The following is a 24410-nucleotide window of genomic DNA, read 5'->3' on the forward strand; positions in this document are numbered from 1 at the left end:
CCCGTCCGGTCGCCGTCGCCCCGGTCCCCTGCACCCGCTGCCGGGTGCCCGGCGTCACCGACGGCCCGCCGCTGTCGGCGTACCCCTGCACGACATGGAAGATGGAGCGATGCCCGAACCGTTGGACTCCGCCCTGGCCGAGGTCCGCTCGATGCTGCTGGATCCCGCGCTGACCCGGGCGGTGGCCGCCGGTCGCCGACGCGGCCAGCGGCCCTCCGTGGTCCGGGCCGAGCTGCGGCCGGTCGCGCTCAAGGCCGGCCCGAGGTTGCAGATCTCCACCTCCGACGGCGAGCGGCCGTACACCCGCAACGTGGCCTCCGGGCCGGAGGCGGACGCGGCGGTCGAGGCGCTGCTGGCCGAGCCGTTCGGCAACTGGCACGTGGAGACCACCGGGGCCACGCTGCAACTGCGGGTCACCAAGTCGGGTGAGGCGCAGGTGCACCGCAGTGCCGGCACCCGCCCGGCCGCCGCGCCGACCGGGCACGACCGGGCCAAGGAGTACCTGCTCGACCCGGGTGACCCGCTCTTCGCCGAGATCGGCGGCTCGGCGGCCAAGCGTCGTCAGGTGGACGCGTTCCTGCGGGCGCTGGCGGCGACGCTGCCCGACACGCCGGGTCCGCTGCGCGTGGTGGACCTGGGCTGCGGCAACGCGTACCTGAGCTTCGCCGCGTACCGCTATCTGTCCGGGCTCGGGTGGGACGTCGACCTGATCGGCGTCGACGTCCGCGACGACCAGCGCCAGCGCAACACCGCGCTGGCGCAGCGGCTCGGCTGGGCCGAACGGGTCCGCTTCGTGGCCGGCACCATCGCCGACGCGGTCGTCGAGCCGGCACCGGACCTGGTCCTCGCCCTGCACGCCTGCGACACCGCCACCGACGAGGCGCTGGCCCGCGCGGTGCGCTGGGGAGCCCGGTGGGTACTGGCCGCGCCCTGCTGCCACCACGACATCGCCGCACAGCTCCGCACCCGCCCGGCACCCACGCCCTACGAGCTGCTGACCCGGCAGGGGATCCTCCGGGAACGCCTCGCGGACGTCCTCACCGACGCGCTGCGGGCCGGGCTGTTGCGGCTGCACGGCTACCGGGCCGAGGTGGTCGAGTTCGTCGACTCGGCGCACACCCCGCGCAACCTGCTGATCCGGGCACGACGCACCGATGCCGGGCCGACCGACGCCCAGCGCGCGGAGTACCAGGAGCTGGTGGCGCAGTGGCGGGTCTCACCACGACTGGAGACGCTGCTCGCGCCGCCGCCCGAGAAGCGTTGACCCGACTCGTCTCCGCCGTCTCTGTCGTCTGGTCGATCAGTCAGTTGTTTCCGCACCTTCGCGTACTAGTCTCGAAGAACGCACCGTCGGGTGCCGGTCGGGAGGGCATACCCACCGGATGGGTTCGGCAGAGGTCTCGCCGCAGATGGCGTTCGCGCGCTTCGTGCGCCGTGCCATCGACGACGCCCGGGAGGAACGCGGCTGGACGGTCACCGACCTGGCCGGGCACACCGGCGTCGGTCGGTCCACCGTCTTCCGCTGGCTGGCCGGTGACTGGCAGGACTACCCCGAGTTGGCGAAGGTACGCGGCTTCTGCGCCGCGCTGGACCTGCCGGTGGCGGCGGCCTTCCGGGCGCTCGGCCTGCCCGACGCCGGCCCCGGGCCGTGGCGGCGCGGCGACGAGGGTCCGGTCGAGGCCGACGTCCGGGTGATCCTGCAACGGCTGGCCGATCCGAGCGTCCCGGCCGAGGAGAAACACCACATCCGTGACCTGCTGCGCTACCTCGCCCGCCGACCGATCCGCCGGGCCGGCTGAGCTAGCCCACCGTCACCGTGAACTCGGCGGTGCGGACCTCCCCGCCGGTCGCGAAGTCCAGATAGAGGCGGTAGCGCCCCGGACCCGGCGTGGTCAGCCAGAACCGGATCGTGCCGTCGACCAGCTCCGTCTCGGGGTGCACGTGCAGATACCCGAGGTCGCCCTCGCGCAACGCGACGAGGTGCCCGTACGCGCCGAGGTACCGCTCCAGCTCCGGGGCGGTGCCGTCCGCACCGCCGACCCGGAAACTCAGTGGCACCGTCAGCCCGGGTTCGGGGTCGCCCTGGTATCCGACGGTCCACCCGTCGACCGTGTCGGTGGTGGCCGGGGCGGGCAGGTCCCGGGGCTGGTACGTGCCCGGGGCGACCAGGTCCACACCGAGCGTGGTGGCGGTCTGCCGCCCGTCGTCGGCGAGCGCGGTGAAGTCGGCGTACGCCCGCCAGAGGCCGGGCTGCGCCAGGGTGAGCGGCACCGACCAGGTGCCGTCCGGCGTCATGGTCGGGTGCAGGTGCTGGAAGCCGCTCAGGTCGCGGCGCACCACGATGACGTGCATCGGCTTGTCGTGCACGACCGCGAACCGGGTGACCGTACGCCGTTGCCCGTCCTCGATCCGGAACCGCAGCTCACCTTGGCGCCCGGCGGTGAACTCGGCGGACAGCGGGGCGAGCGTGTAGCCGTCCCGGCTGATCGCCAGCCCGCCGGCCTCGGCGGCGGCGTCCTGGTCGGCGCCGTGCGAGTGCGCGCCGACGCCGGGTGCGTGGCTGTGGTCGGCCAGCGCGCTGTCCCCCGCGCCGCCGAGGGCCGTCGCCGGACCGCCGCCGTTGAGCCGGCCGAGCCCGAAGCCGAGCAGCACCGCCAGCACCAGCCCGCCGACCACCAGGGCCAGCCGCAGCGTGGCCCGGTCCGGCGTCGCGGAGACCGCGTCCGGGTCGCCGCCCGCCGTCGGTCGCTCGGCGACCCGCACCGACCCGAACGCGGGAGCGTCGGGTTCCTGGTCAGCCATGCGCCCACCGTACCGCCGGGTGCTCCGGTGCCCCGGCGGGTCCGCCCGGTCGTGGCTCCGGTCGCACCCGCAGACCGGTCCCGGTCGGGCTCGGCACGTGGGCGGAGGTGTCCGCCGACCGTGTGCAGAGCGTCAGCCCGCCACCGCCAGGGCCAGCGGCAGGACGTCGGGGGCACCGGCGCGGCGCAGTTCCCGGGCCGCCATCGTCATCGTCCAACCCGAGTCGACCAGGTCGTCGACGAGCAGCACCGGGCCGTCCAGCCCGGCGAGGGCGTCGGGGAGCGGCTCGGGCACGGTGAGGGTGCCGTGCAGGGTGCGTACCCGCTGGGCGCTGTTGCCACGCGGCCCGGCCGGCGGACCCGCCGAGACGACCCGGCCCAACAGCGGCAGCCGCCCGACGGCGGCGATCCGCTCGGCCAGCGACCCGACCAGCAGCGGGTGGGTCCGTGAGTCGACCGCGACCACGCCCGCCGGGCGGCGGGGCCACGGGTCGTCGCCGTGCGCCCACGCCTTGAGCACCTCGATGACGGCGGCGGCCAGGTCGTCCGGGAGCGGGCCGTCCGAGGTGCCCGCTCCGACCAGACCGCGTAGGCGAGAACCCCAGCCGAGATCGGAGAGCCGACCCACGGCCCGTCCGGGAAGCGCCTGCTCCGTCGGGGCGATCCGGCCCTTCAGCGGTACGCCGACCGCCTCCAGCCCGGTCGGCCAGAGCTTCTTGGGCGCGAGCGGCACGCCGGGGCGGCCCAGGAACGTCTGCGCGGTGGTCAGCGCGGCCGGTGACACCTCCGCCGTGAACAGCGGCTCGGCGCACCGGTCGCAGCGTCCACACTCGGTCGCCTCCGCGTCGTCCAGGCAGTCGCGGAGGTATCGCATCCGGCAGTCGGTCGTCGTGGCGTACCCGAGCATCGCCTGTTGCTCGTCGGCGCGGGCGGCGGCGACGCGCCGCAACCGGGGCTCGTCGTAGACCCAGGGTTCGCCGGTGGCGAGCCAACCACCGCGCACCCGGCGGACGGCGCCGTCCACGTCGAGCACCTTGAGCATCAGCTCCAGCCGGGCCCGGCGCAGGTCGACCAGGGGCTCCAGGGCCTGGGTGGAGAGCGGCCGGTCGGTGTGCAGGGCGGCCAGCACCGCGCGGACCTGCTCCTCGGGCGGGAAGGCGAGCGACGCGAAGTATCGCCAGATGGCCTGGTCCTCGGTGCCGGGCAGCAGCAGCACCTCGGCGTGCTCGACCGCTCGGCCGGCACGCCCGACCTGCTGGTAGTAGGCGATCGGCGACGGCGGCGCGCCCAGGTGCACCACGAAGCCGAGGTCGGGTTTGTCGAAGCCCATGCCGAGCGCGCTGGTGGCGACCAACGCCTTGATCTTGTTGTCGAGCAGGTCCTGCTCGGCGGCGCGACGGTCGGCGTCCTCGGCCTGCCCGGTGTACGCGGCCACCGTCCAGCCCCGCGACCGCAGGAACTCGGCGGTCTCGGTCGCCGACGCCACGGTCAGCGTGTAGACGATGCCGGAGCCGGGCAGCCGGTCCAGGTGGTCGGCGAGCCAGCCGAGCCGGTGCGCCGGGCTCGGCAGGTCGAGTACGGCCAACCGCAGCGACTCCCGGTCCAGGCTGCCGCGCAGCACGAGCACGTCCGGACGCTGCTGACCCGGCGTGGCCGTCTCCGTGCCGAGCTGCTCGGCCACGTCCCGCGTCACCCGCTCGTTGGCGGTGGCGGTGGTGGCCAGCACCGGCGTCTGCTCGGGCAGGTTGCCGAGGAAGGTCCGCAGCCGGCGGTAGTCCGGCCGGAAGTCGTGCCCCCAGTCCGACACGCAGTGCGCCTCGTCGACCACCAGCAGGCCGGTGGTGGCGGCCAGCCTCGGCAGTACGCCGTCCCGGAAGTCCGGGTTGTTGAGCCGCTCCGGGCTGATCAGCAGCACGTCCACCGCACCGGCGTGGATCTCGCCGGTGATCTCGTCCCACTCGTCCAGGTTGGCCGAGTTGATGGTGCGCGCCCGGATACCCGCGCGGGCCGCCGCCTCGACCTGGTTACGCATCAACGCCAGCAGCGGCGACACGATCACGGTGGGCCCGGCCGGTTCCCGGCCGTCCACCTGTTGCCGCAGCAGCGCGGTGGCCACGAAGTAGACCGCCGACTTGCCCCAACCGGTGCGCTGCACGCAGAGCACCCGTCGCCGGTCCACCACCAGCGCCTCGATCGCCCGCCACTGGTCCTCCCGGAGCCGGGCGTCCTCGCCCGCCAGCCGCCGCAGCACCGCCTCGGCCCGCTGCCGGATCGCCGTCCGTTCCTGGCTCATCCGGCCTTTCTACCAGCACCGTCAGACGATCGACCGGTGCGGTGACCGGTGGGCGGCGCGATGGCGGGAGTGGGCGGCGCGATGGCCGGACGGTTGGTGCGGTGCGCGGTGGCCGTGTGGGCGGCGGGCTGGGCGGGCGACGTGGTGGTGTACGGCGGTGCCGGGGCGCCTGGCATACGATTCCGTTCGATCCGCGGAAGAGAGACGAGATGACTCAGCGAACCGGCACCACCGCCACGACCCGGCGCTTCGCGGTCGCGGCGATCGCCCTGCTGACCGCGACCCTGGTGGCCGGCTGTGACGACAAGGCCACCCCGGAGGCGGCACCGCCGCCACCCGACCCCAAGCAGGAACTGCTGGCGGCCGTACCCGGTGAGCAGGATCCGGCGTTCCGCTTCACCACCTCGGGCGGGGTGTCCGGAGTGGTCGACCCGACGAATCGGGGCATGGACATCGACACGGTCACCAAGGACAAGGACTTCACCCTGGAGATGTCCTTCCGCATGATCGAGTCGCGCACCTGGATGAAGGTCAACTTCAAGGGCTCGAAGGACATCCAGGAGTTGATGAAACTGCCCACCACGTGGATGGAGCTGGACCCGGCCAAGATCGAGGGACCGGACTCCCTGCCCACCTACGAGGGCACCGACCCCGGCAACGTCCAGGTGATCATGCAGGCGGCCAGCGACATCCAGGCCGGTGAGGGTGGGACGTACACCGGCACGGTGGACCTGTCCGCCCAGCCGGACCTGGCAGACGTCCTGGACGGCGTGGCCAAGCTCGGCGACACCGCCACCCAGGTCCCGCTCACCGCCGTGGTGGGCGCGGACGGCAACCTCACCTCGCTCACCCTGGATATCCCGGCCGCCGGGGAGCAGAAGGCATCGGAGTACGTGGTCGAGTACTTCGACTTCGGCACCGCCCCCGCGATCGTCGCGTTCACCGAGGACGAGGCGAAGAAGGCACCCAAGGCGGCGTACGACCTGCTCAACGGCTGATCGGCCCGGGGCGGCCCGGCTCCGTGCCGCATCCTCTGGATTCCTGCACCCTCAACCGGCCGGAATCGGAAGATTGGCTGGTGCGCCGGTTCCTTCGTCACCCCGTCCGGCTGGTGCCGGTCGGCTTCCTGGTGACGATCCTGCTCAGCACCGGTCTGCTGATGCTGAGCCCGATGACGCTCACCCGGCAGGACGCCCCCTTCCTCGTCGCCCTGTTCACCGCTACCTCGGCGGTCTCGGTCACCGGGCTGGCCGTCACCGACACGCCGAACTACTGGTCCGAGACGGGGCTGGTGGTGATCACGGTGCTGACCCAGATCGGCGGCATCGGCATCCTGACGCTCGCCGCCCTGGTGATCCTGACCGTGTCCCGCCGCCTCGGTCTGCACAACCGGATGCTGGTGCAGGCCGAGACTCTGGAGTACGGGCCGGGTGACGTACGCCGGTTGCTGGTGCGCATCGCTGCGACGGTGCTGGCCTGCGAGGCGGTGATGACGGTCCTGGTCGCCGCCCGGCTCTGGCTCGGCTACGAGTACACCCCGAGGCGGGCGCTCTGGTCGGCGTTGTTCCACTCGATCCAGGCGTTCAACAACTCCGGCTTCTCGCTCTACTCCGACGGGCTGCTGGCCTTCTCGCGGGACCCCTGGGTGACCCTGCCGTTGGCCCTCGGTTCGATCGTGGGTGGGCTGGGCTTCCCGGCGTTGTTCGAGGCGGTCCGCCAGTGGCGGCGGCCGATGCGTTGGGCGGTGGCCACCAAGCTCACAATCTGGGGCAGCGTCGTGCTGGTGGGCGTCGGGTTCGTGATGCTGCTGGCCAGCGAATGGTCCAACCCGTGGACCATCGGCCAGTACGACGTACCGGGCAAGGTGAACGCCGCGTTCACCCAGATCACGCTCTCGCGTACCGGCGGCTTCGAGGTGATGCCGATCGACCGGTTGCGGGAGGAGAGCTACCCGTTGCTGACCGCCTTGATGTTCATCGGCGGCGGCAGCGCCAGCACCGCCGGTGGCATCAAGGTGTCCACGTTCTTCCTGCTCGCGTTCATCATGTGGGCGGAGATCCGGGGTGAGCCGGACGTCACGGTCGGGCACCGCCGGATCGCCACGTCGAGCCAGCGGCAGGCGTTGACCGTCACCCTGCTCAGCGTTGCGATGGTGGCCGCCGGCACCAGCGTGTTGATCCTGCTCACCGACGGGGTGCCGCTCAGCGACGCGCTGTTCGAGATCACCTCGGCGTTCAGCACCACCGGGCTCACGGTCGGGCTGACGTCGTCACTGGAGGACGGCGGTGTGTTCCTGCTGACCGTCCTGATGTACATCGGCCGGGTCGGTCCGCTCACCCTCGGCTCGGCCATCGCCCTGAACACCCGCCGCCGGCTCTACCGCTATCCAGAGGAGCAACCCATTGTCGGCTAGAAGATCCGACGACGAGGCCATCGCCGTGATCGGGCTGGGCCGCTTCGGCTGCCATCTGGCCGAGTCGCTCAGCGCCCTCGGGCACGACGTGCTGGCCATCGACCGCAACGCCCAGCAGGTGCAGAAGTGGTCGGCCCAGCTCGACGAGGTGGCCCAGGCCGACTCCACCGACGAGGACGCCTTGCGCCAGCTCGGCGTCGCCGACCTGCAACGTGTGGTGGTGGCCATCGGCGCCTCGGTGCAGGCCAGTGTGTTGACCGTGCTGGCCCTGGTCGAACTCGGCGTACCGCAGATCTGGGCACGGGCCACCTCGGCGCAGCACGCGAAGATCCTGTCCTCGGTCGGCGCGCAGCACGTGATCTTTCCCGAGGCGGAGACCGGCGAGCGGCTGGCCCACCTGATCGTCAGCCGGATGCTCGACTTCATGGAGTTCGACGACGCGTTCGCCATCGCCAAGCTGCGCGTACCCGAGTCACTTGTGGGGCACGCGGTCAGCGAGGTACGCCTCCTGGACCGCTACGGCATACGCGTCATCGGCGTCAAGCCGCCCGACGAGACCCGTTTCCGCTACGTCAACGACGGGCTGGAGCTGGTCCGGGGCAGCACCCTCATCGTCGAGGGGACCATCGACCACGTACAGCGGTTCTCCCTGATGACCTGAGGTCAGTTCTTTCCCTTGCCGGGCTTGCCCTTCTTCTTCGGCTTGTCCTTGCCCGGCTGCTTCTCCTTACCCGGCTGCTTGTCCTTACCCGACTTGTCCTTGCCCGACTTGGTCTTCGTGCCGGCCGGCTTCTTCTCCGCGCCGCTCTTGGTCTTGGCACCACCGGAGCCACCCGAGCCCTTGGACGTCGTGGCGGCCTTCACCGGTTTCGCGGCGGGCGGCGTGCTCCCGGCGACCCCGGAGACCTGCACGCCGCACCGCGCGTCGCCGACCCGGAACTCCAGCGGCAGCGGGTTCGGCCCGGTGTACCGGCCGGTCAGGCTCAACTTCTCGGTGGCACCCGGCGCCAGCGCCGGCTTCTCCGACGCCGGCTGCACCGCGACCGACCGCCCCTGCTGGCGTGCCTGGGCCGGGCTCGCCTTGGTCACCTTCTGCTTGCCGGGGAAGGTGAAGCTCATCGTCCAGTCGCGCAGTTCCCGCTCACCGGTGTTGGTCAGGCTCAGCTCGGCGGTGAACTCGGTGCCCGAGTCCTTCCGCAACGCGTAGCTGACCTGGCAGGGGATCGTCTGCTCGATGCCCATCCGGGCCTGGGTGGGCTGGTCGATGCCGCCACTGGCCGGGTTGTGCGAGGTCATCGTCCAGACCATCGCCGTCACGCCGATCAGCGCGGTGGCGGCCACCGCCGCCTCGATCCGGCGGCGACGGGTCGCCGCGCGGCGGGTACGCAGGCCGGCGAAGGGCAGCGCGTCGGTCGCGGCCGACCACGGCAGGATCGTGGTGCCGACGCTGGCCAGCAGCATCGGCGTGGCGGCCCGCCCGTCGTCGGCCCGCGCGGTCACCTTGCCGACCGCCTCGGCGAGGCACCGGGCCAGGTCGGCGGTGCGCGGCCGGTCCTCCGGCCGCTTCGCCAGGCAGCGGCGCACCAGCTCGGCGACGCCGTCGGGCAGCTCCGGCACGTCCGGCATCGGCTCGGGTTCGCGGTACAGATGTGCCCGCAGCATCTGGGTGGTGGTGTCGGCCTGCCAGGGCAGCCGCCCGGTGAGCATCCGGTAGAGCAGCAGCCCGACCGCGTACACGTCGGTGGCGGGGCTGACCTGGCCGTTGTCGAGCCGTTCCGGGGCGAGGTAGGCGGGGGTGCCGAGCAGCGTGCCGTCCGGCCCCTTCTCGCTCTCTCCGACCAGCGCCGAGATGCCGAAGTCGACGACCTTCACGCCGGTCGGGGTGAGCATCACGTTGCCGGGCGTGACGTCGCGGTGCACCACGCCCCGGGCGTGCGCGGTGGCCAGCGCGGAGGACACCTCCGCCGCCACCGTCACCGCCTCCCGCCAGGGCAGCCGGGCGTCCCGGCGCAGCCGTGCGGTCAACGGAGCGCCGTCGATGAGTTCCATCACCACGTACGGCACGGTCAGCCCCACCTGCTCGGACTCCCCGTAGTCGTACACGTTGGTGATGTTGGGGTGGCAGAGCCGGGCGGCGGCCTGCGCCTCGATCCGGATCCGGTGCCGGAACGCCCGGTCGCTGGCCAGCCGGGACGCGAGGACCTTGACCGCCACCTGGCGGCCCAGCACCTCGTCGTAGCCGCGCCAGACCACCGACATGCCGCCGGTGCCGACCTGCTCGATCAACCGGTACCGCTCACCGAGCAGTTGCGTGCCCATGCGTTGGCCACCACCCATGGTCGGCGTTGTTGCCCGACACGAACCCGCCTACACCTTTCTGGTCAGATTCGGTCAGGATCTCACCCGATCAGGCGGTCGCGAGCAGTTGGTCCACCGGCGCGTAATCATCGGTCAACACCAGTGCGTCACCGACGAAGTCGGTCAGGTCGCCGCCGGAGAGCAGGCTGACCGCCTCGTTGCGGTCGTCCAGACGGGCCCGGACGGCGGCCAGCGGCAGCGGGGCGTCCGAGGCGACGATGAGGAAGTTCGCACCCCGCTCCCCGGCCAGTGCCTCCGGCGGGGCGATCAGCGCCACGTGCCGGAACTCGGCGGCGACGGTGGCGACCTCGCTACGGATGAAGCGCAGCGGCGGATAGTCGATCACGTTCTGCACGTACACCCCGCCGGGCCGGGTGACCCGCCGCACCTCGGCGGCCATCTCCCGGGTCGCCAGGTGCCACGGCACCACCAGGTGCCCGAACGCGTCGCCGACCACGAAGTCCCGCGTGTCGGTGCCCTCCGCGGCCACCAGCATCCGGGCGTCACCCACCTCGGCCCGCAGGTCCGGCCCCTGGCGTACGCCGAGGTGGCGCTCGCCCAACTCGACCAGCCCGCCGTCGATCTCGAAGACCAGGTTGTCGGTGCCCGGCCGGGTGGCGGTCAGGTAGCGCGGCACGGTGAACCCACCGCCGCCCAGGTGCAACGCATCGAGCCGCTGCCCCGGCGGTGCCAACACGTCCGCCACCGCCCCGATCCAGCGGGTGTACGCGTACTCCAGGTGGGTCGGGTCGGCCAGGTCGACGTACGAGTGCTGGGCCGAGTTCAGCAGCAGCGTCCGCCCGGTGGACCGGCCGGGATCGGCCTCCACCCGGGCGCAGTGGTACGCCGTCTCCACGTCGCACGGATCCGGTGCCACCACGGTCAGCCCCACGCCGACCAGGCCCAGCAACGCCAACGCGGCCTTGGCCCGGGCCGGTCCGGGCAGGCTCGCCCGGTCCTGCCGGTGCAGGTACACCCCGAGCGCGATGCCGGTGATGCCCAGCGAGGCGGCCAGCCCGAACAGGATGACCGTGCTGGGCAGCGCGGCGACCAACACGAAGCCGGTGACCAGGGTGGCCGTCACCGCGCCCAGCGTGCCGATGCCGGAGAGCCGGCCGACCACCTGACCGGTCCGGCGCAGGTCGGCGAGCTGGAGCTTGATCACCAGCGGGCTGACCGAGGAGAGCAGCATCGCGGGCGCGAAGACGGCGACCACCACCAGCAGCAGGATCGCGCTCTCCGCACCGCCACGCAGCACCTCACCGGCGTACCGCACCGCCGGCAGGGTGATCGCGGTGGCGATGCCGGAGAGCACCAGCGCGGGCGCCAGCAGCGTACGCGGGTTGCGCCGGTCGGCCAGCCAGCCGCCCGCCCACGCCCCGTACGCGATCGCGGCCAACGCGATGCCGATGACCGAGCTGGTCACCTGGAGAGTGACCCCCACATACGGCCCGACCAGGCGCAGCGCGGCGGTCTCCAGGACCAGGACGGCTCCGCTGGAGTAGAAGACCAGGAACGCGGCGAGCCCGTTGGGCAGGGCCCGGGGTGCCTCCGGTTCGGAGGGCACCGCAGGCACCGCCACCTCAGGCGATGGAGAGTTCATCGTGGCGATGGTACGCAGCAGGAGACGGGTGCCGGGTCAGTACATCGAGGTGTGAACATGGTTCGTGTGATCCGCGGCCGGACTGCCGCTGCCGCCGTACGCCCGCCAGCCGGTGCCGGGGTGCCAGATCTGGCGGTACCAGATGACGTAGAGGATGCCCAGCCGGTCCGCGTTGCGGACGTGCCAGGCGGCCAGGCTGTCCCCGTACGATTTGTCGCCGCCGGTGGCCGTACGGTCCTCGAAGCCGTTCGTGGCCGCCGAGAAGTCGCAGGCCCGGCCCTTCGGATGCTCGCCCGAGCCGCCGCTGCGGTAGCAGGAGACGTGCCGCTTGTAGCCGGCGGCCTTGGTCTGGTTGAGCATGTGCAGCGTGCGCGCGGTGATGCAGCCGGAGGTGGTCGGGTCGTTCACCGAGCACGACTCGCCGGGCCAGGATCCGTCTGAGTTGCGCGGTGCCGGGCTGGCCGAGCTGGAGTTGCCGCCGCTGAAGCCGCCGCTGCCGCCCGAGCTGACCGCGGCCAGGGCCGTCTCGGCCTCCTTCTTCTTCTTCGCCATCACGGCGAGCTGCTTGCGCTGCTCGCGCACCTCGGCGTTGATCGCGAGCTTGGCCTGCCGGGCCTCCTCGCGGGCCGCGCTCAGCTCACGTACCCGACGACCGTCACGCTGGGCCATCATGTCGAGGCTGGCGGCGCGCTGCACGAACGCCTCCGGGGTGCCGCTGTCCAGCAGCGCGGCCGCCGCGCTCAGCCGACCCACCCGGTAGGACTGCGCGGCCACCTCGCCGACCAGATCGGTCAGCTCGCCCAGCCGGCCCTCCACGTCGGCCAACTGCTTGGCCATCTCCTTCTGCCGCTTCTCCGAGCCTTCGAGCTTCCGTTTGGCCTCGATGTGCGCCTTGGCGGTCGACTCCAGGGCGTCCCGCAGCTTCTTGGTGCCCCCCTCGTTGGGCTCGGCGTACGCCGGCACAGCACCGAGGCCGAACAGCAGTGCCACAGCGGCGAGCAGTGCGATCAGCGGCCGTGTTACCCGCCGACCGATGGGCATGGACCTGCGCACGGAAGCATCCTCTCGTCGGCCGCCGGGCCTCCGATGAGGCGCTGCGCGGCGGCGGCCGCCGCCGACGTCGGTCGGCGGCCTGCTGGCGGAGACCGCCGGTCAGGATACCGGACCTGGCCGGCGGAACCACGCCCCCGAACCCGGTACGCGCCACACCGTCGACACACCGACACCAGGCCCTCACGCACCGCACTCGCATTCACGTCGGTCTCGACGTGCGCGGGCTTGCGGACCTCCCGGTGCGGTGGCGGTCAGGGAGCCAGCAGCGTGTTGTGCACCTCGGTCCAGACCTTGTCGCTGGCGGCCACCAGCAGACCCGGCTCGGTGTCCGCCGGGTGGTAGTCGGTGCCGTCGAGGCGACGGGCCACCCCACCGGCGGCCCGGACCAGCAGCGTGCCCGGAGCGTGGTCCCAGGGCAGGGTGCGCCAGAACAGTACGAACTGCTGCCGCCCGGTGAGCACGTCGAGGTACTCGCGTCCGGCGCAGTGCTGGCCCGGCAGCAACTCGCCGATCCGGGACCCACCGGCCACGACCGTACGCTGCGACGACACCGGCAGGAACTTGGTCATCGCGGCCCCCCGCAACTCGCCGACCGGCGGCGCGTCGGCGGGCAGGCGCAACGGCACCCCGTCCAGGTACGCGCCCGCGCCGTCCTGCGTCGTGGCCAGCGTCCCGGCGATCGGGTCGAGGATCCAGGCCGCGCTCGGCCGACCGTCGGTGAGCAGGGCGACCATCAACGCGAACGGGGACTTGCCGGCCGCGAAGTTGGCGGTGCCGTCGATCGGGTCGACCAGCCACACCTCGCCCGTGAAACCCAGGTGACGCAGCAGGTCCGGGTCGTCGGCCACCGCCTCCTCACCGACCACCACCGAGCCGGGGCGCAGCCGGCGCAGCCCGGCACTGATCATGTCCTCGGCGCGGCGGTCGGCCACGGTGACCAGCTCACCCGGGGCCTTCTCGGTCACGTCGGCGGCGTCGAGGTGCCGGAACAGCGGCAGCACCACCCGGTCCGCGGTCTCCCGCAGCAGCCCGGCGACGTCGTCGACCAGGGTGTCAGCCACGCGGCGGCAGCTTCACCACGCTGACGAAGAACTCGTCGATCTGCCGGACCACCGCGATGAACCGCTCGAAGTCCACCGGCTTGGTGACGTACGCGTTGGCGTGCAGTTGGTAGCTGCGCAGTATGTCCTCGTCGGCCTGCGAGGTGGTGAGCACCACGACCGGGATGCGGCAGAGCTGCTCGTCCTTCTTGATCTCCTCAAGCACCTCCCGGCCGTCCCGACGCGGCAGGTTCAGGTCGAGCAGGATCAGGTCCGGCGTCTGCACGTCCGCGTACTCGCCCTCGCGGCGCAGGTAGGCCAGCGCCTCGGCGCCGTCGGAGACCACGTTCAGCCGGTTGCGCAGCTTGTGCTCCTCGAACGCCTCCCGGGTCATCAGCACGTCGCCCGGGTCGTCCTCGACCAGCAGCACCTCGATCGGGCTGTTGCCGTCAGCCGGCGCGGTCATCTCACCGCCTCCTTCATGCCACCAGTTCCGTTGCCCGACGCCCCGTCCGGGGCCTGCGGTCCGCTGTCGTCGGTCGGCCCGCCGGTGCGCTGCGCGACGCCGGACGAGGGCCGTCCCGCGCCCACCTCTTCGCCGACCGTACCGCCGTCACCTGGGGTTTCCGCACCCGATCCGGCTGCGTCACCGCGCGACGACACTCCGTCGACATCGGTGGCAGCGGTCGTCGACGCCTCGTCACCGGACCGCTGCGCCGCGTCCGACCCGCTCCGATCGGCGTCCGACGCCTCGGCGGTCGACCCGTCCGCCCCGGCGGCCTGCCGGGCGCGCTCCACGTCGGCGGGCAGCGCCGGCAGGGTGAAGCGGATGGCGGTGCCCTCGGGCACGTCGGTGTCCACCCAGACCCGGCCGCCGTGGTACTCGACGATCTTCTTCACGATCGCCAGCCCGATCCCGGTGCCCGGGTACGCGTCCTTGGCGTGCAGCCGCTGGAAGATCACGAAGATCTTCTCGGCGAACTCCGGCTCGATCCCGATGCCGTTGTCCTGGCAGGTGATCTCCCACTCGTCGTCGACCAGCCGGGCCGACACGTGCACCTTCGGCGCGACGTCCGGGCGGCGGAACTTCACCGAGTTGCTGACCAGGTTCACCAGCAGGTTGGTGAGCAGCGGCTCCTCGCCCCGGATCACCGGCAGGTCGCCCCAGGTCAGCTCCGCGTCGGCGTACTGGCGGGCCGGTTCGGTCTGCGCGGCCACCTCACCCATCAGGCGGCTCAGGTCGACCTCGGTGAACCCGGCGGTGATCCGGCCGATCCGGGAGAACGCCAGCAGATCGTTGATCAGCCGCTGCATCCGCTGCGCGCCGTCCACCGCGAAGGCGATGTACTGGTCGGCGCGTTCGTCGAGCCGCCCGGCATACCGGCGCTGGAGCAGTTGGCAGAAGCTGGCCACCTTGCGCAGCGGCTCCTGGAGGTCGTGCGAGGCGACGTAGGCGAACTGCTCCAGGTCACGGTTGGACCGGGTCAGCTCCTCCGCCTGCTTCTGCAACTGGGTGTTGACCCACTCGATCCGTTCCCGCGCCTCGCGTACCTCGGCCAGGTCCGCGGCGATCTTCTGGCGCATCGCGTCCACGTCCTCGCCGAGGCGCTGGAACTCCGGCGGGCCCGCACCGGAGATCCGGTGCGAGTAGTCGCCGGTCGCCACCTGGCGGACCTGCCCGGCCAGCGTGGTCAGCGGTCGCAGCACCATCCGGTCCAGCGAGAGCAGCAGCGCGATACCGGCCAGCGCGACCACCAGCGCAGCGATGATGAGCAGGACGACGAGCAGGTTTCCGGTCCGCTCGACGTCCCGGGCGGTCGCCTCCCGGGCGGTGAAGATCTCCTCCTGCAACGCGGCGACCGAGGCACGCAACTGATCGAACCGCTGGCGGCTCTCGTCGGTTAGCAGGGCCTGTCCGGCCGCCGTACCGCTGCTGTTCGTCGTGTCGATCACCGGCTGGGCGACGCTGCGCCGCCACTCGTCCGCCTGCTGCTCGACCACCACGAGGTCTTCCACGATGGCCGGGTACTTGACGGACAACTCCCGGATCTCCCGGGCCGTCGCCCGCTCCCGCGCCAACCCCTGCTCGTACGGGGCCAGGTCCGCCGGGTCACCGGTCACCGCGTACCCGCGTACCCCGGTCTCCTGGTCGAGCAGCGCGTTGAGCATCTCCTGGCCCTGCACCCGCAGCGGCCCGACCTGCATCAGCAGCACGTCGGTGTACTCGCGGTTCTTGGTGGCCACGACCGCCTCGGCCCCCGCCACGCTGAGCAGCATCGCGCCGACCACGCCGAGCATCACCAGCACCCGGCGACGCAGCGTCCACGTACTCGCCGCCAGGTTCATCGACCACCACCCCGGGACACCAGCAGCATCGCCACGTCGTCGGCGAACGGGCCACCGTTGAGCTGCTCGGCCCGGCCGACCAACCAGGCCGGCACCTCGGCGAGCGGGAGCCTGCGGCTGTCCGGCTCGGCGAGCAGGCGGGTGAGGCCGGGCACGTCGAGGCGTTCGTCACCATCACCCACCCGGCCCTCGATCAGACCGTCGGTGTACATCAACAGGGACCAGTCATCGGTGTCGAACTCCAGATCGAAGGCGACCGGACGGCGCGGCCGTACGCCGAGCAACAGACCACCCGGTGCCGGTACGGGTACCACCCGCCCACCGGCGAGCAGCACCGGCGGCGGATGCCCCGCCAGTCGTACCGTCGCCCGGTTGGCCGCCAGGTCGAGGCGGACCGCCGCGACCGTGGCGAAGATCTCCTGGAGACGGCGCTCGCTCATCAGCACCTGCTCCAACGCGGGCAGCACCTCGTCGTCGGGCACCCCGGCGAGCACCAACGCCCGCCAGGCGACCCGCAGTTCGACGCCGAGCGCCGCCTCGTCCACCCCGTGCCCGCAGACGTCCCCGACGATCAGGTCGACCCGGTCCGGCCGGGTCTGCACCACGTCGTAGAAGTCCCCGCCGATCAGGGCGGCGTGCCGGCCGGGGCGGTAGAACGTGTGCACCGCGATCTGGTCGGTCGACATCAGCGGCTGGGGCAGCAGGCCGCGTTCCAGACGCGCCGACTCGGCCTGGCGCAGCTCCACCTCGCGCAGCCGGCGGGCGTTCTCGTCGGCCCGCTTGCGCTCCACCGCGTATCGCAGCGCCCGGGTCAGCAGCACCCCGTCGACCTGGCCCTTGACCAGGTAGTCCTGTGCTCCCTCGGCGACCGCGACGATGCCCAGGTGCTCGTCCGAGCGCCCGGTGAGTACGCACACCGCCGCACTGCCGGACATCTCCAGCACCTGCCGCAGCCCGTCCAGCCCCTGCGCGTCGGGCAACCCGAGGTCGAGCAGGACGCAGTCGACCCCGGCCACGCTCCTGCGCGCCTCGCGCAGGCTCGTCGCGACCAGCAGGTCGACCCCCGAGTTCGTCTCGGCGAGCAGCTCGCCGACCAGGAACGCGTCCGCCTCGTCGTCCTCGACCAGCAGCACCCGCAGTCGCTCGCCGGGCGGCAGGTTGGGATTGCTCCCGAGACCGCCCTGCGGATACGGCCACGACACGACGGAGGGACCGGTCATACCGGTCCCCCGGTGCGGCCGGGTCACCGCCGCCGCGGGCGGGAGGTCGTTGGCGATGTCGGGCTCCTTCCGAGTGCCCTGCTGATCCTGTATTAGACAACGTTCGCACACAACACGAGGGGGCGGCCCGGCCCAGCATGGAGGATGATGTCCACCCCTGGTCCCACCCCCCGAGGAGCCACCCGTGGGCGCACCCCCCAGCCCCGCCGCCGACCGTGCCCTCTGCCGACCGTCCCGGCGACCCCTGGCCGCGCTGGCCGCGCTCGTCGCACTGGTCGCCGTCGGCACCACCGCGCTGCTCGACATCCGGCCGCCGGCACCCCGTGGAACGGACGCGGCGACGGACGCGTTCAGCGCCGGGCGGGCGTACGCGCACGTGCAGCAGGTGGCGAGTCGGCCGCACGTGGCGGGCAGCCCGGCGAACGACGAGGTCCGCGCCCACCTGGAGACGGTGCTGCGCGGTCTCGGCCTGGAGACCGAGGTGCAGGACACGGTCGCCGAGGAGGCCGGTCAGCTCAGCGGGGCGGCGGGCGGGGCCACCCTGGCCCGGGTACGCAACGTGGTGGCCCGGCTGCCCGGCACCGCCTCCACCGGCACGGTGTTCCTGGTCGCCCACTACGACGCGGTGCAGACCGGCCCGGGCGGCAACGACGACGGCGCGGGGGTCGGCACCATCCTGGAGGTGGCCCGGGCCCTGACCGACGGCCCCGCCCCACGCAACGACATCGTGTTCGTGCTCACCGACGCCGAGGAGGCGTGCCTGTGCGGGGCGTCGGCCTTCGCCACCGAGCACCCGCTGGCGGCCGGTAAGGGAGTGGTGCTCAACCTGGAGGCGCGCGGGCGCACCGGGCCGGTGATCATGTTCGAGACGTCGCCCCGGAACGCCGCGCTGGTCGACGTCTTCGGTCGGGCCGCGCCGCATCCGGTGGGCACCTCGTTCGCCGTGGAGGTCTACCGGGCCCTGCCCAACGACACCGACTTCACCGCCTTCCTCGACGCCGAGTTCGTCGGACTGAACTCGGCGTACCTCGACGGCGGGGCGATCTACCACACCCCGCTGGACACCCCGGAGTCGATGGACCGGGCCAGCCTCCAACACCACGGCGACAACACCCTGGGGCTGGCCCGCGAGTTCGGCACGATCGACCTCGGCGACCTGCGCGCCGGTCACGACGCCACCTACTTCCCGGTGCCGGGCGGGCTGGTCCGGTATCCCGGCACCCTGGTGCTGCCGCTGGCACTGCTGGCGTTGGCGGCCGTCGTCGTCCTCGGCTGGCTGGCCCGCCGCCGCGGCCGGGTCACCACCGGTCGGCTGGCCGCCGGCTTCGCCCTGGGGCTGGTGCCGATCGTGGTCGCTCCGGTCGGCGCACAACTGCTCTGGGCGGCGATCAGCGCCCTGCGCCCCGGGTACGCCGAGTTGCTCGACCCGTACCGGCCGACCCTCTACCGGCTGGCCGTCCTGGCGCTCGCCGCCACCGTCCTGTTCACCTGGTACGCGCTGACCCGTCGTCGGGTCGGCCCCGCCGCGCTGGCCGTCGGCGGCCTCGCCTGGCTGGCGCTGCTCGGCGTTCTCCTCGCCGTGCTGGTGCCCGGCGGGGCGTACCTGGCGACGCTGCCCGCGCTGGCCGGGGCGCTCGCCGGCCTGGTCGCGCTCGCCGCCCGCCGGGACGGCCCGGTGCCGGTGGTCGCGGTCACCCTCGGCGCGGCGGTGGCGGTGATCGTGCTGCTGCCCACCGTGGTGCTGCTGTTCCCCGCACTCGGCATGGGCATGGGCGGCGTGGCCGCCCTCTTCGCCGTACTGCTCGGCCTGGCCGCGCTGTCGGTCGTCGACCTGCTGCACCCGGAGGCCGGTGGACAGCGCGGCATGGTGGCGCTGCGGGCCCGCCGACACGGCGCGCTGCCGGCCGGCGCCGCCGCGCTGGCCACCGTGGTCCTCGCCGCGACCGGTTTCGCCGTCGACCGGTTCGACGCCGCACACCCGGTACCCACCCACCTGATGTACGCCCTGGACACCGACACCGCGACGGCCCGCTGGCTCAGTCACGAGTCGACCCCGCAACCCTGGACCGGCGAGTACGTGGACGGGCCGGTCCGGATCGCCGACGAGTTCCCCGGCATCGGCGCCGAGGAACTGCTCGGCGGCCCGGCGGAGGTGACGGACCTGCCCGCGCCCCGGCTGGAGGTGCTCGCCGACACCGGCACGGCCGACGAGCGCACGCTGCGGCTACGGCTCACCCCGCAGCGCCCGGTACGCCTGACCACCCTGCACGTCGACACCTCCACCGCGACGGTCCGCAGCGCTGCGGTCGCGGGGCGGCCGGTGCCGGTCGAGGTGCGCGACGGCCGGTGGGGTTTCGGGGTGGTCTTCCACGCCCCGCCGCCGGAGGGCATCGAGATCACGCTCACCGTCGCGCCGAAGGCCCCGCAGGTCGCGTTCCGCGCGATGGACGCCAGCGACGGTCTCGACGCGGTACCCGGCTTCCGTCCCCGCCCGCCGGACGTCGGTGTCGCCGGCTCGCACAGCTCCGAGATGCTCGCCGTGGCCCGCACCTACCCGCTGTGAGCAGGCGCCCGGCCGGTGTGCCGGGCGCCCGGCCTGGGCCGCGCCGGGTCCTACTTCCAGCGGTATTGATCTAGGGGACGCAGTCGACCAAAAGCGGGCAAGTGCGGCCGCGAGATGGTGCTACATCCGTCAGGTCTGGTCAACGTCGGTCACCGTCGGCTGCCCTCCGGCGGCCTGGCAACGGCATGATCTTGGACGGGTGCGAAACATTGTCCCCTCGTCGGCTAACCTTGACGCGACCTTACTTCTAGGGCCTGTTTCATTTGTCGGGGCGGAGCCATTCGTTGATCGTGGCGATGTGCACGGTGGCGTGGTAGCGGACGGCGAGTTTGTCGTAGCGGGTGGCCAAAGCTCGGTTGCGTTTGAGCTGGTTGATGCCGCACTCGACGGCGTGGCGTTGCCGGTAGGTGCCGGGGTCGAAGGTGGGTGGACGCCCGCCTTTCGAGCCCTTCCTGCGTCGGCTCGCCGCCTGGTCGATCTTGACCGGAATGGTCGCGGCGATCCCTCGGCGGGCCAGGTGCTGCCGGTTGGCGCGGGAGCTGTAGGCCTTGTCCGCCAGGACCCGATCCGGTCGTGTGCGAGGACGGCCACCGCCGGCCCTGGGGACCCGAATGCCGGCCAGCACGGGGACGAACTGCGGACTGTCACCATGCTGTCCGGCGGTGAGCACCGTCGACAACGGCTTACGGCCCTGTTCACAGGCCAGGTGAAGCTTCGTGGTCAACCCACCTCGTGACCGCCCCAACGCATGATCGTCGGGCTCGTCATCGACGCCACCGGGCGACTCGACCTGCAACTGGCCACGGTTGCGGGCGCCGGCGGCGTGCTGATGAGCGCGGGCGCTGGTGGAATCGACGCTGACGTCCCACGTGATCAACCCCGCCGCGTCGGCCCGAGCCTGCAGCCCGATGACCATCTCCCACCACACTCCGGTCCGCTGCCGTCTGCTCCACTTCGGCGGACCTCCCGACCCACACGGCCTGGGCAGCAACGGCTCCAACACCGCCCACTGAGCGTCGGTCAGATCGTGTCGCCTCGTCACCGCTAAGGTGGCCACGAGGCCTCCGGTATGAAAGTTCGTCTTGGTCGATGAACCCTCTACCGGAGACCTCGCTGCCTACCGATCACCGACACGCCCACACCAGCCCAACGCGGCCAACCACAGACGGTCAGACAACTTTCACTTTTGAAACAGGCCCTAGGCCCTGTTTCATAGCTGCGGTTGGCCAGTTAGTCCCGGCCAGGGAGATCTCGGCGTGTCGGTGATCGATACGTAGTGAGGTCTCCGGTAGATGGTTCATCGACCAAGACAGACCATCAGCACGGAGACCTCGTGGCCACCATACCGGTGACGAGGCGGTTCGACCTGACTGACGTGCAGTGGGCGGCGCTGGAACCGCTGCTGCCGAGGGGTAAGAAGCCAGGGCGACCGCTGAAGTGGAGTAAACGGCAGCTCATCGATGGGATCCGGTGGCGGGTCCGGGTGGGCTCGCCCTGGCGGGATGTTCCGGAGTGTTACGGGCCCTGGCAGACGGTCTACGGGCTGTTCCGCCGTTGGCAGCGTGCCGGGGTGTGGCAGCGGTTCGTCACCGGGTTGCAGACCCGCGCCGACGCCGCCGGTCTGATCACCTGGGACGTCAGCGTCGACTCGACGATCGCTCGGGCGCATCAGCACGCCGCCGGCGCCCGCACCCGACCCGAGTTGCAGAAGGAACCACCCGGCGGGGTCGAGGACGAGCCGGCTGATCACGCTCTGGGTCGGTCACGAGGTGGCTGGACCACCAAACTGCACCTGGCCTGCGAGCAGGGCCGCAAGCCGCTGTCGATGCTGCTGACCGGCGGGCAGCGCGGTGACAGTCCGCAGTTCACCCGGGCCCTGGCCCGCATCCGGGTCCCCGGCCCGACGGCGGCCGACCCCGCACCCGACCCGACCGGGTCCTCGCGGACAAGGCATACAGCTCCCGCGCCAACCGGGAGCACCTACGCCGACGTGGCATCCCAGCCACGATCCCGATCAAGATCGATCAGGCCGCAAGCCGGCGCAGAAAGGGGTCCAAGGGCGGCCGACCGCCGACCTTCGACGCCCACATCTACCAGCAACGTCACGCCGTGGAGTGCGGCATCAACCAGCTCAAACGCCATCGAGCCATGGCCACCAGGTTCGACAAGCTCGCCGTGCGCTACCAGGCCACGGTCCACGTCGCCGCGATCAACGAGTGGCTCCGACCCGAGCTATGAAACACGGCCTAGTAGCCATCCCGTCGGCCTTCGTCCGCACTCTGTGGAGTGGGTGGGGCCTGCCCGGACGAAGGTTGTCGGGATGGCCAACCATCCCAGAGTGCCCGAGCGCCCCGCCGGAGGCACTGCTCTTGTGACCCCATGCATGAGGCCCCGGACCTGCCATCGACCATGGCGGCCCGGGGCTTCGGTGGGCTGGAACCGTCGCGCTGGCGGCCGAAGGCCAGAGGCGCGACGGCGGGCCCGTCAACGCCCCCGGCGGAGGGGTCAACCTCGCCCAGATCACCGGCTACATCGCCAAGTACGTCACCAAAAGCACCGAGGTAACCGGCCTCAACCTGCGCCGCGTCGACGATCTGTCCGTAGAAATCCACGGCGACCCGACCACCCCAGCGGCTACGACGCTGGGCGCACCAGTTCGGCTACAGCGGCCACATCACCACCAAAAGCCGCGCCCTCTCCGTCACCCTCGGCTTCCTCCGCCACCAGCGCACCATCTGGCGACGCACCGAAGGCCACCCCCACACCTGGGACGACGAACAAGCCGAACGCGTCATCTACGAACTCGGCTACCAAGCCCCCGGCTGGATCACCACCGGAGACGCCCTACTCGCCAACACCGCCGCCGCCCTCGCCCTCGCCCGACACCAAGCCGGACTCGACGCCCTGGCCGACGAGCAGGCGAACCACCACCGGACCGCCGCCCAACCCCTGGCCGCTTGACACGTACGTGTCAACGACCCGTGAACCCGTTCCTTGACAACTCCACAGCGACACACCTCAATGGCGGCCCGTCATCCGCTCCCACAACCAACGAGCGGCCGAGTCGACTGCCGCAAGGACAAGGTCCACAACTGGCCGGACCACCGCCTCCATGAGCGAGTGAAACACCTCCACACCGTACGAGAGCCGATCAACCAGCGAAAAGAACGGCTCGTGTGCGAACCGCTTGGAGAACGCCACGCCGACGTCACCTTGACCCGGAAGGAGCCCCGATGACCCCACCCACTACCCCGGAACCACTCTGGGAAATCGAAGACGTGTCGGAGGTGTCCGGTGGGATTGTAAAACGAACGGTGTAACTCCTGATCAAGGAGCAGCACCTGATGACGGATGTCGTGTTCACCGAGGCTGATACTGGCCAGGTGGCGAAGCGTGGACCGGCGCGGCCGGTGGGAGACGGGGTCGACGATCAGCTCGTCGCGCAGGTGGTGGAACAGGCTCGTGCGGCGGGTCTGCAGCTCACCGGCGAGGGCGGGCTGCTGCAGCAGTTGACCAAGCGGGTCCTGGAAGCTGCTTTGGACGGTGAGATCACCGATCACCTGGGCTATGACAAGGGCGACCCGGCCGGGAACAACGGTCAGAACTCCCGCAACGGGGTGCGAGGCAAGACGGTGCTGACGGAGGTCGGTCGGGTGCAGATCGAGGTGCCCCGCGATCGCGACGGCACGTTCGAGCCGCAGATCGTGCGTAAGCGTCAGCGCCGGTTGTCCGGGGTCGAGGACATGGTGATCTCCCTGTCGGCCAAGGGATTGACCACCGGGGAGATTCAGGCCCACCTGTCCGAGGTGTATGGCGCGGACGTGTCCCGGCAGACGATCTCCACGATCACCAACAAGGTCGTCGACGGGATGGCCGAGTGGCAGAACCGGCCACTCGATCCGGTCTACCCGGTGATCTTCCTCGACGCGGTGCACGTCAAGATCCGCGACGGGAAGGTCGCGAACCGGCCCATCTACGTGGCCCTGGCCGTCACGGTCGACGGCAACCGGGACATCCTCGGACTCTGGGCCGGCGACGGCGGTGAGGGCGCGAAGTTCTGGCTCAGCGTCCTCACCGAGCTGAAGAACCGGGGTGTCGCCGACGCGTGCATGGTGGTCTGCGACGGACTCAAGGGCCTGCCCGACGCGATCGGGCAGACCTGGCCCGAGGCAGTCGTGCAGACCTGCATCATCCACCTGCTGCGGGCGTCGTTCCGCTACGCCGGCCGGCAGCACTGGGATTCCATCGCCAAGGCGTTGAAACCGGTCTACACGGCGGCGACCGAGGCCGCCGCCCGGGAACGCTTCGCCGAGTTCACGCAGGCCTGGGGCGGAAAGTATCCGGCCATCATCCGACTGTGGGACCAGGCGTGGGCGGAGTTCGTGCCGTTCCTGGCCTTCGACGCCGAAATCCGCACCGTGATCTGCTCCACCAACGCCATCGAGTCGGTCAACGCCCGCATCCGCCGAGCCGTTCGAGCCTGCGGCCACTTCCCCAACGAGGGCGCCGCCCTCAAATGCGTCTACCTCGCCGTGATGAGCCTGGACCCGACCGGACAGGGCCGCCGGCGATGGACCATGCGCTGGAAACCCGCCCTGAACGCCTTCGAAATGGCCTTCGAAGGCCGCCTGACCGCAAGCCGAAAGTAACCCTCAACAACCCGAGTTACACCGTTCGTTTGACAGACCCCCTGCTGGTGCAGCATTAGGGCGCCTCCGGC

20 protein-coding genes are annotated in these 24410 nt (G+C 71.6%); 9 read left to right on the top strand and 11 right to left on the bottom strand.

Annotation, left to right across the window (positions count from 1 at the left end):
- Positions 1–109: 109 nt before the first annotated feature.
- The gene (locus ACQVFL_RS26815) at positions 110–1264 is read left to right on the top strand and encodes a class I SAM-dependent methyltransferase (RefSeq protein ID WP_396690148.1); all 1155 of its coding nucleotides are present in this window, start codon (positions 110–112) and stop codon (positions 1262–1264) included.
- Between the two features lie 118 nt (positions 1265–1382).
- A complete protein-coding gene (locus ACQVFL_RS26820; RefSeq protein WP_396690146.1) occupies positions 1383–1799 on the top strand; it encodes a helix-turn-helix domain-containing protein in 417 nt (138 codons plus the stop codon).
- Between the two features lies 1 nt (position 1800).
- Here ACQVFL_RS26820 and ACQVFL_RS26825 read toward each other — a convergent pair whose 3' ends face one another.
- On the bottom strand, positions 1801–2802 hold the full coding sequence (locus ACQVFL_RS26825) for a hypothetical protein (RefSeq protein WP_396690144.1): 1002 nt from the start codon (positions 2800–2802) through the stop codon (positions 1801–1803).
- 132 nt (positions 2803–2934) lie between these two features.
- Positions 2935–5094: a DEAD/DEAH box helicase gene (locus tag ACQVFL_RS26830; RefSeq protein ID WP_431727838.1), complete on the bottom strand. Its 2160-nt coding sequence runs from the start codon at positions 5092–5094 to the stop codon at positions 2935–2937.
- 209 nt (positions 5095–5303) lie between these two features.
- Between ACQVFL_RS26830 and ACQVFL_RS26835 the strand changes: the two genes are divergently transcribed.
- The 3 genes from ACQVFL_RS26835 (at position 5304) to ACQVFL_RS26845 (ending at position 8168) form a co-directional block, all read left to right on the top strand.
- Entirely contained in the window at positions 5304–6092 is a 789-nt protein-coding gene (locus tag ACQVFL_RS26835) for a hypothetical protein (RefSeq protein ID WP_431727839.1), read from the top strand.
- Positions 6093–6172: 80 nt separating this feature from the next.
- A complete protein-coding gene (locus ACQVFL_RS26840; RefSeq protein ID WP_396690139.1) occupies positions 6173–7507 on the top strand; it encodes a TrkH family potassium uptake protein in 1335 nt (444 codons plus the stop codon).
- A complete protein-coding gene (locus ACQVFL_RS26845) occupies positions 7497–8168 on the top strand; it encodes a potassium channel family protein (RefSeq protein ID WP_431727840.1) in 672 nt (223 codons plus the stop codon). The genes ACQVFL_RS26840 and ACQVFL_RS26845 overlap by 11 nt, the downstream gene beginning before the upstream one ends.
- Positions 8169–8170: 2 nt before the next feature.
- On the opposite strand, the gene ACQVFL_RS26850 is transcribed toward ACQVFL_RS26845, so the two are convergent.
- From ACQVFL_RS26850 to ACQVFL_RS26880, 7 genes are all read right to left on the bottom strand, one after another.
- Entirely contained in the window at positions 8171–9844 is a 1674-nt protein-coding gene (locus ACQVFL_RS26850; protein ID WP_431727841.1) for a protein kinase domain-containing protein, read from the bottom strand.
- A 70-nt stretch (positions 9845–9914) separates the two neighbouring features.
- Positions 9915–11468, bottom strand: a complete 1554-nt coding sequence (locus tag ACQVFL_RS26855) for a fused MFS/spermidine synthase (RefSeq protein ID WP_431727842.1) — start codon at positions 11466–11468, stop codon at positions 9915–9917.
- 36 nt (positions 11469–11504) lie between these two features.
- Positions 11505–12521: a coiled-coil domain-containing protein gene (locus ACQVFL_RS26860; RefSeq protein ID WP_396690132.1), complete on the bottom strand. Its 1017-nt coding sequence runs from the start codon at positions 12519–12521 to the stop codon at positions 11505–11507.
- A gap of 251 nt (positions 12522–12772) precedes the next feature.
- A complete protein-coding gene (locus tag ACQVFL_RS26865; RefSeq protein ID WP_431727843.1) occupies positions 12773–13582 on the bottom strand; it encodes an inositol monophosphatase family protein in 810 nt (269 codons plus the stop codon).
- A complete protein-coding gene (locus ACQVFL_RS26870) occupies positions 13575–14027 on the bottom strand; it encodes a response regulator (RefSeq protein ID WP_396690128.1) in 453 nt (150 codons plus the stop codon). The genes ACQVFL_RS26865 and ACQVFL_RS26870 overlap by 8 nt, the downstream gene beginning before the upstream one ends.
- Entirely contained in the window at positions 14024–15907 is a 1884-nt protein-coding gene (locus ACQVFL_RS26875) for a CHASE3 domain-containing protein (protein ID WP_431727844.1), read from the bottom strand. Before ACQVFL_RS26875 ends, ACQVFL_RS26870 begins: the two co-directional genes overlap by 4 nt.
- Positions 15904–17154, bottom strand: a complete 1251-nt coding sequence (locus tag ACQVFL_RS26880) for a PP2C family protein-serine/threonine phosphatase (RefSeq protein WP_396690125.1) — start codon at positions 17152–17154, stop codon at positions 15904–15906. Before ACQVFL_RS26880 ends, ACQVFL_RS26875 begins: the two co-directional genes overlap by 4 nt.
- Before the next feature lie 157 nt (positions 17155–17311).
- Between ACQVFL_RS26880 and ACQVFL_RS26885 the strand changes: the two genes are divergently transcribed.
- Positions 17312–19690, top strand: coding sequence for a M28 family peptidase (locus ACQVFL_RS26885; protein ID WP_396690123.1), 2379 nt, complete (start codon positions 17312–17314; stop codon positions 19688–19690).
- Positions 19691–19949: 259 nt separating this feature from the next.
- Here ACQVFL_RS26885 and ACQVFL_RS26890 read toward each other — a convergent pair whose 3' ends face one another.
- Entirely contained in the window at positions 19950–20732 is a 783-nt protein-coding gene (locus ACQVFL_RS26890) for an IS5 family transposase (RefSeq protein ID WP_431727845.1), read from the bottom strand.
- A 291-nt stretch (positions 20733–21023) separates the two neighbouring features.
- On the opposite strand from ACQVFL_RS26890, the gene ACQVFL_RS26895 reads away from it, so the two are divergent.
- Both ACQVFL_RS26895 and ACQVFL_RS26900 read left to right on the top strand, forming a co-directional pair.
- Positions 21024–21928 (top strand): IS5 family transposase gene (locus ACQVFL_RS26895; RefSeq protein WP_431727846.1). Its coding sequence is split into 2 segments (ribosomal slippage): positions 21024–21585 and positions 21585–21928, totalling 906 coding nucleotides; the frame shifts between segments, so codons are not numbered across the junction.
- 435 nt (positions 21929–22363) lie between these two features.
- Positions 22364–22651 (top strand): replication initiator, encoded by a 288-nt coding sequence (locus tag ACQVFL_RS26900; protein ID WP_431729899.1) that lies wholly within the window; start codon positions 22364–22366, stop codon positions 22649–22651.
- A gap of 57 nt (positions 22652–22708) precedes the next feature.
- Here the strand turns inward: ACQVFL_RS26900 and ACQVFL_RS26905 are convergent, their stop codons facing one another.
- Entirely contained in the window at positions 22709–22891 is a 183-nt protein-coding gene (locus ACQVFL_RS26905) for a hypothetical protein (protein WP_431727847.1), read from the bottom strand.
- Between the two features lie 143 nt (positions 22892–23034).
- Between ACQVFL_RS26905 and ACQVFL_RS26910 the strand changes: the two genes are divergently transcribed.
- Complete coding sequence (locus ACQVFL_RS26910) at positions 23035–24339, top strand: IS256 family transposase (protein ID WP_431727848.1); 1305 nt, start codon at positions 23035–23037, stop codon at positions 24337–24339.
- Positions 24340–24410 lie beyond the last annotated feature (71 nt).

The sequence above is a fragment of the Verrucosispora sp. TAA-831 genome, from assembly GCF_050780145.1.
Taxonomy (GTDB): domain Bacteria; phylum Actinomycetota; class Actinomycetes; order Mycobacteriales; family Micromonosporaceae; genus Micromonospora.

What these genes read in the sequence shown, in the direction of transcription:
- ACQVFL_RS26815 (WP_396690148.1), top strand. Translation starts at nt 110, where the DNA reads ATGCCCGAACCGTTGGACTCCGCCCTGGCCGAGGTCCGCTCGATGCTG.
- ACQVFL_RS26820 (WP_396690146.1), top strand. Translation starts at nt 1,383, where the DNA reads ATGGGTTCGGCAGAGGTCTCGCCGCAGATGGCGTTCGCGCGCTTCGTG.
- ACQVFL_RS26825 (WP_396690144.1), bottom strand. Translation starts at nt 2,802, where the DNA reads ATGGCTGACCAGGAACCCGACGCTCCCGCGTTCGGGTCGGTGCGGGTC.
- ACQVFL_RS26870 (WP_396690128.1), bottom strand. Translation starts at nt 14,027, where the DNA reads ATGACCGCGCCGGCTGACGGCAACAGCCCGATCGAGGTGCTGCTGGTC.
- ACQVFL_RS26850 (WP_431727841.1), bottom strand. Translation starts at nt 9,844, where the DNA reads ATGGGTGGTGGCCAACGCATGGGCACGCAACTGCTCGGTGAGCGGTAC.
- ACQVFL_RS26875 (WP_431727844.1), bottom strand. Translation starts at nt 15,907, where the DNA reads ATGAACCTGGCGGCGAGTACGTGGACGCTGCGTCGCCGGGTGCTGGTG.
- ACQVFL_RS26835 (WP_431727839.1), top strand. Translation starts at nt 5,304, where the DNA reads ATGACTCAGCGAACCGGCACCACCGCCACGACCCGGCGCTTCGCGGTC.
- ACQVFL_RS26855 (WP_431727842.1), bottom strand. Translation starts at nt 11,468, where the DNA reads ATGAACTCTCCATCGCCTGAGGTGGCGGTGCCTGCGGTGCCCTCCGAA.
- ACQVFL_RS26910 (WP_431727848.1), top strand. Translation starts at nt 23,035, where the DNA reads ATGACGGATGTCGTGTTCACCGAGGCTGATACTGGCCAGGTGGCGAAG.
- ACQVFL_RS26830 (WP_431727838.1), bottom strand. Translation starts at nt 5,094, where the DNA reads ATGAGCCAGGAACGGACGGCGATCCGGCAGCGGGCCGAGGCGGTGCTG.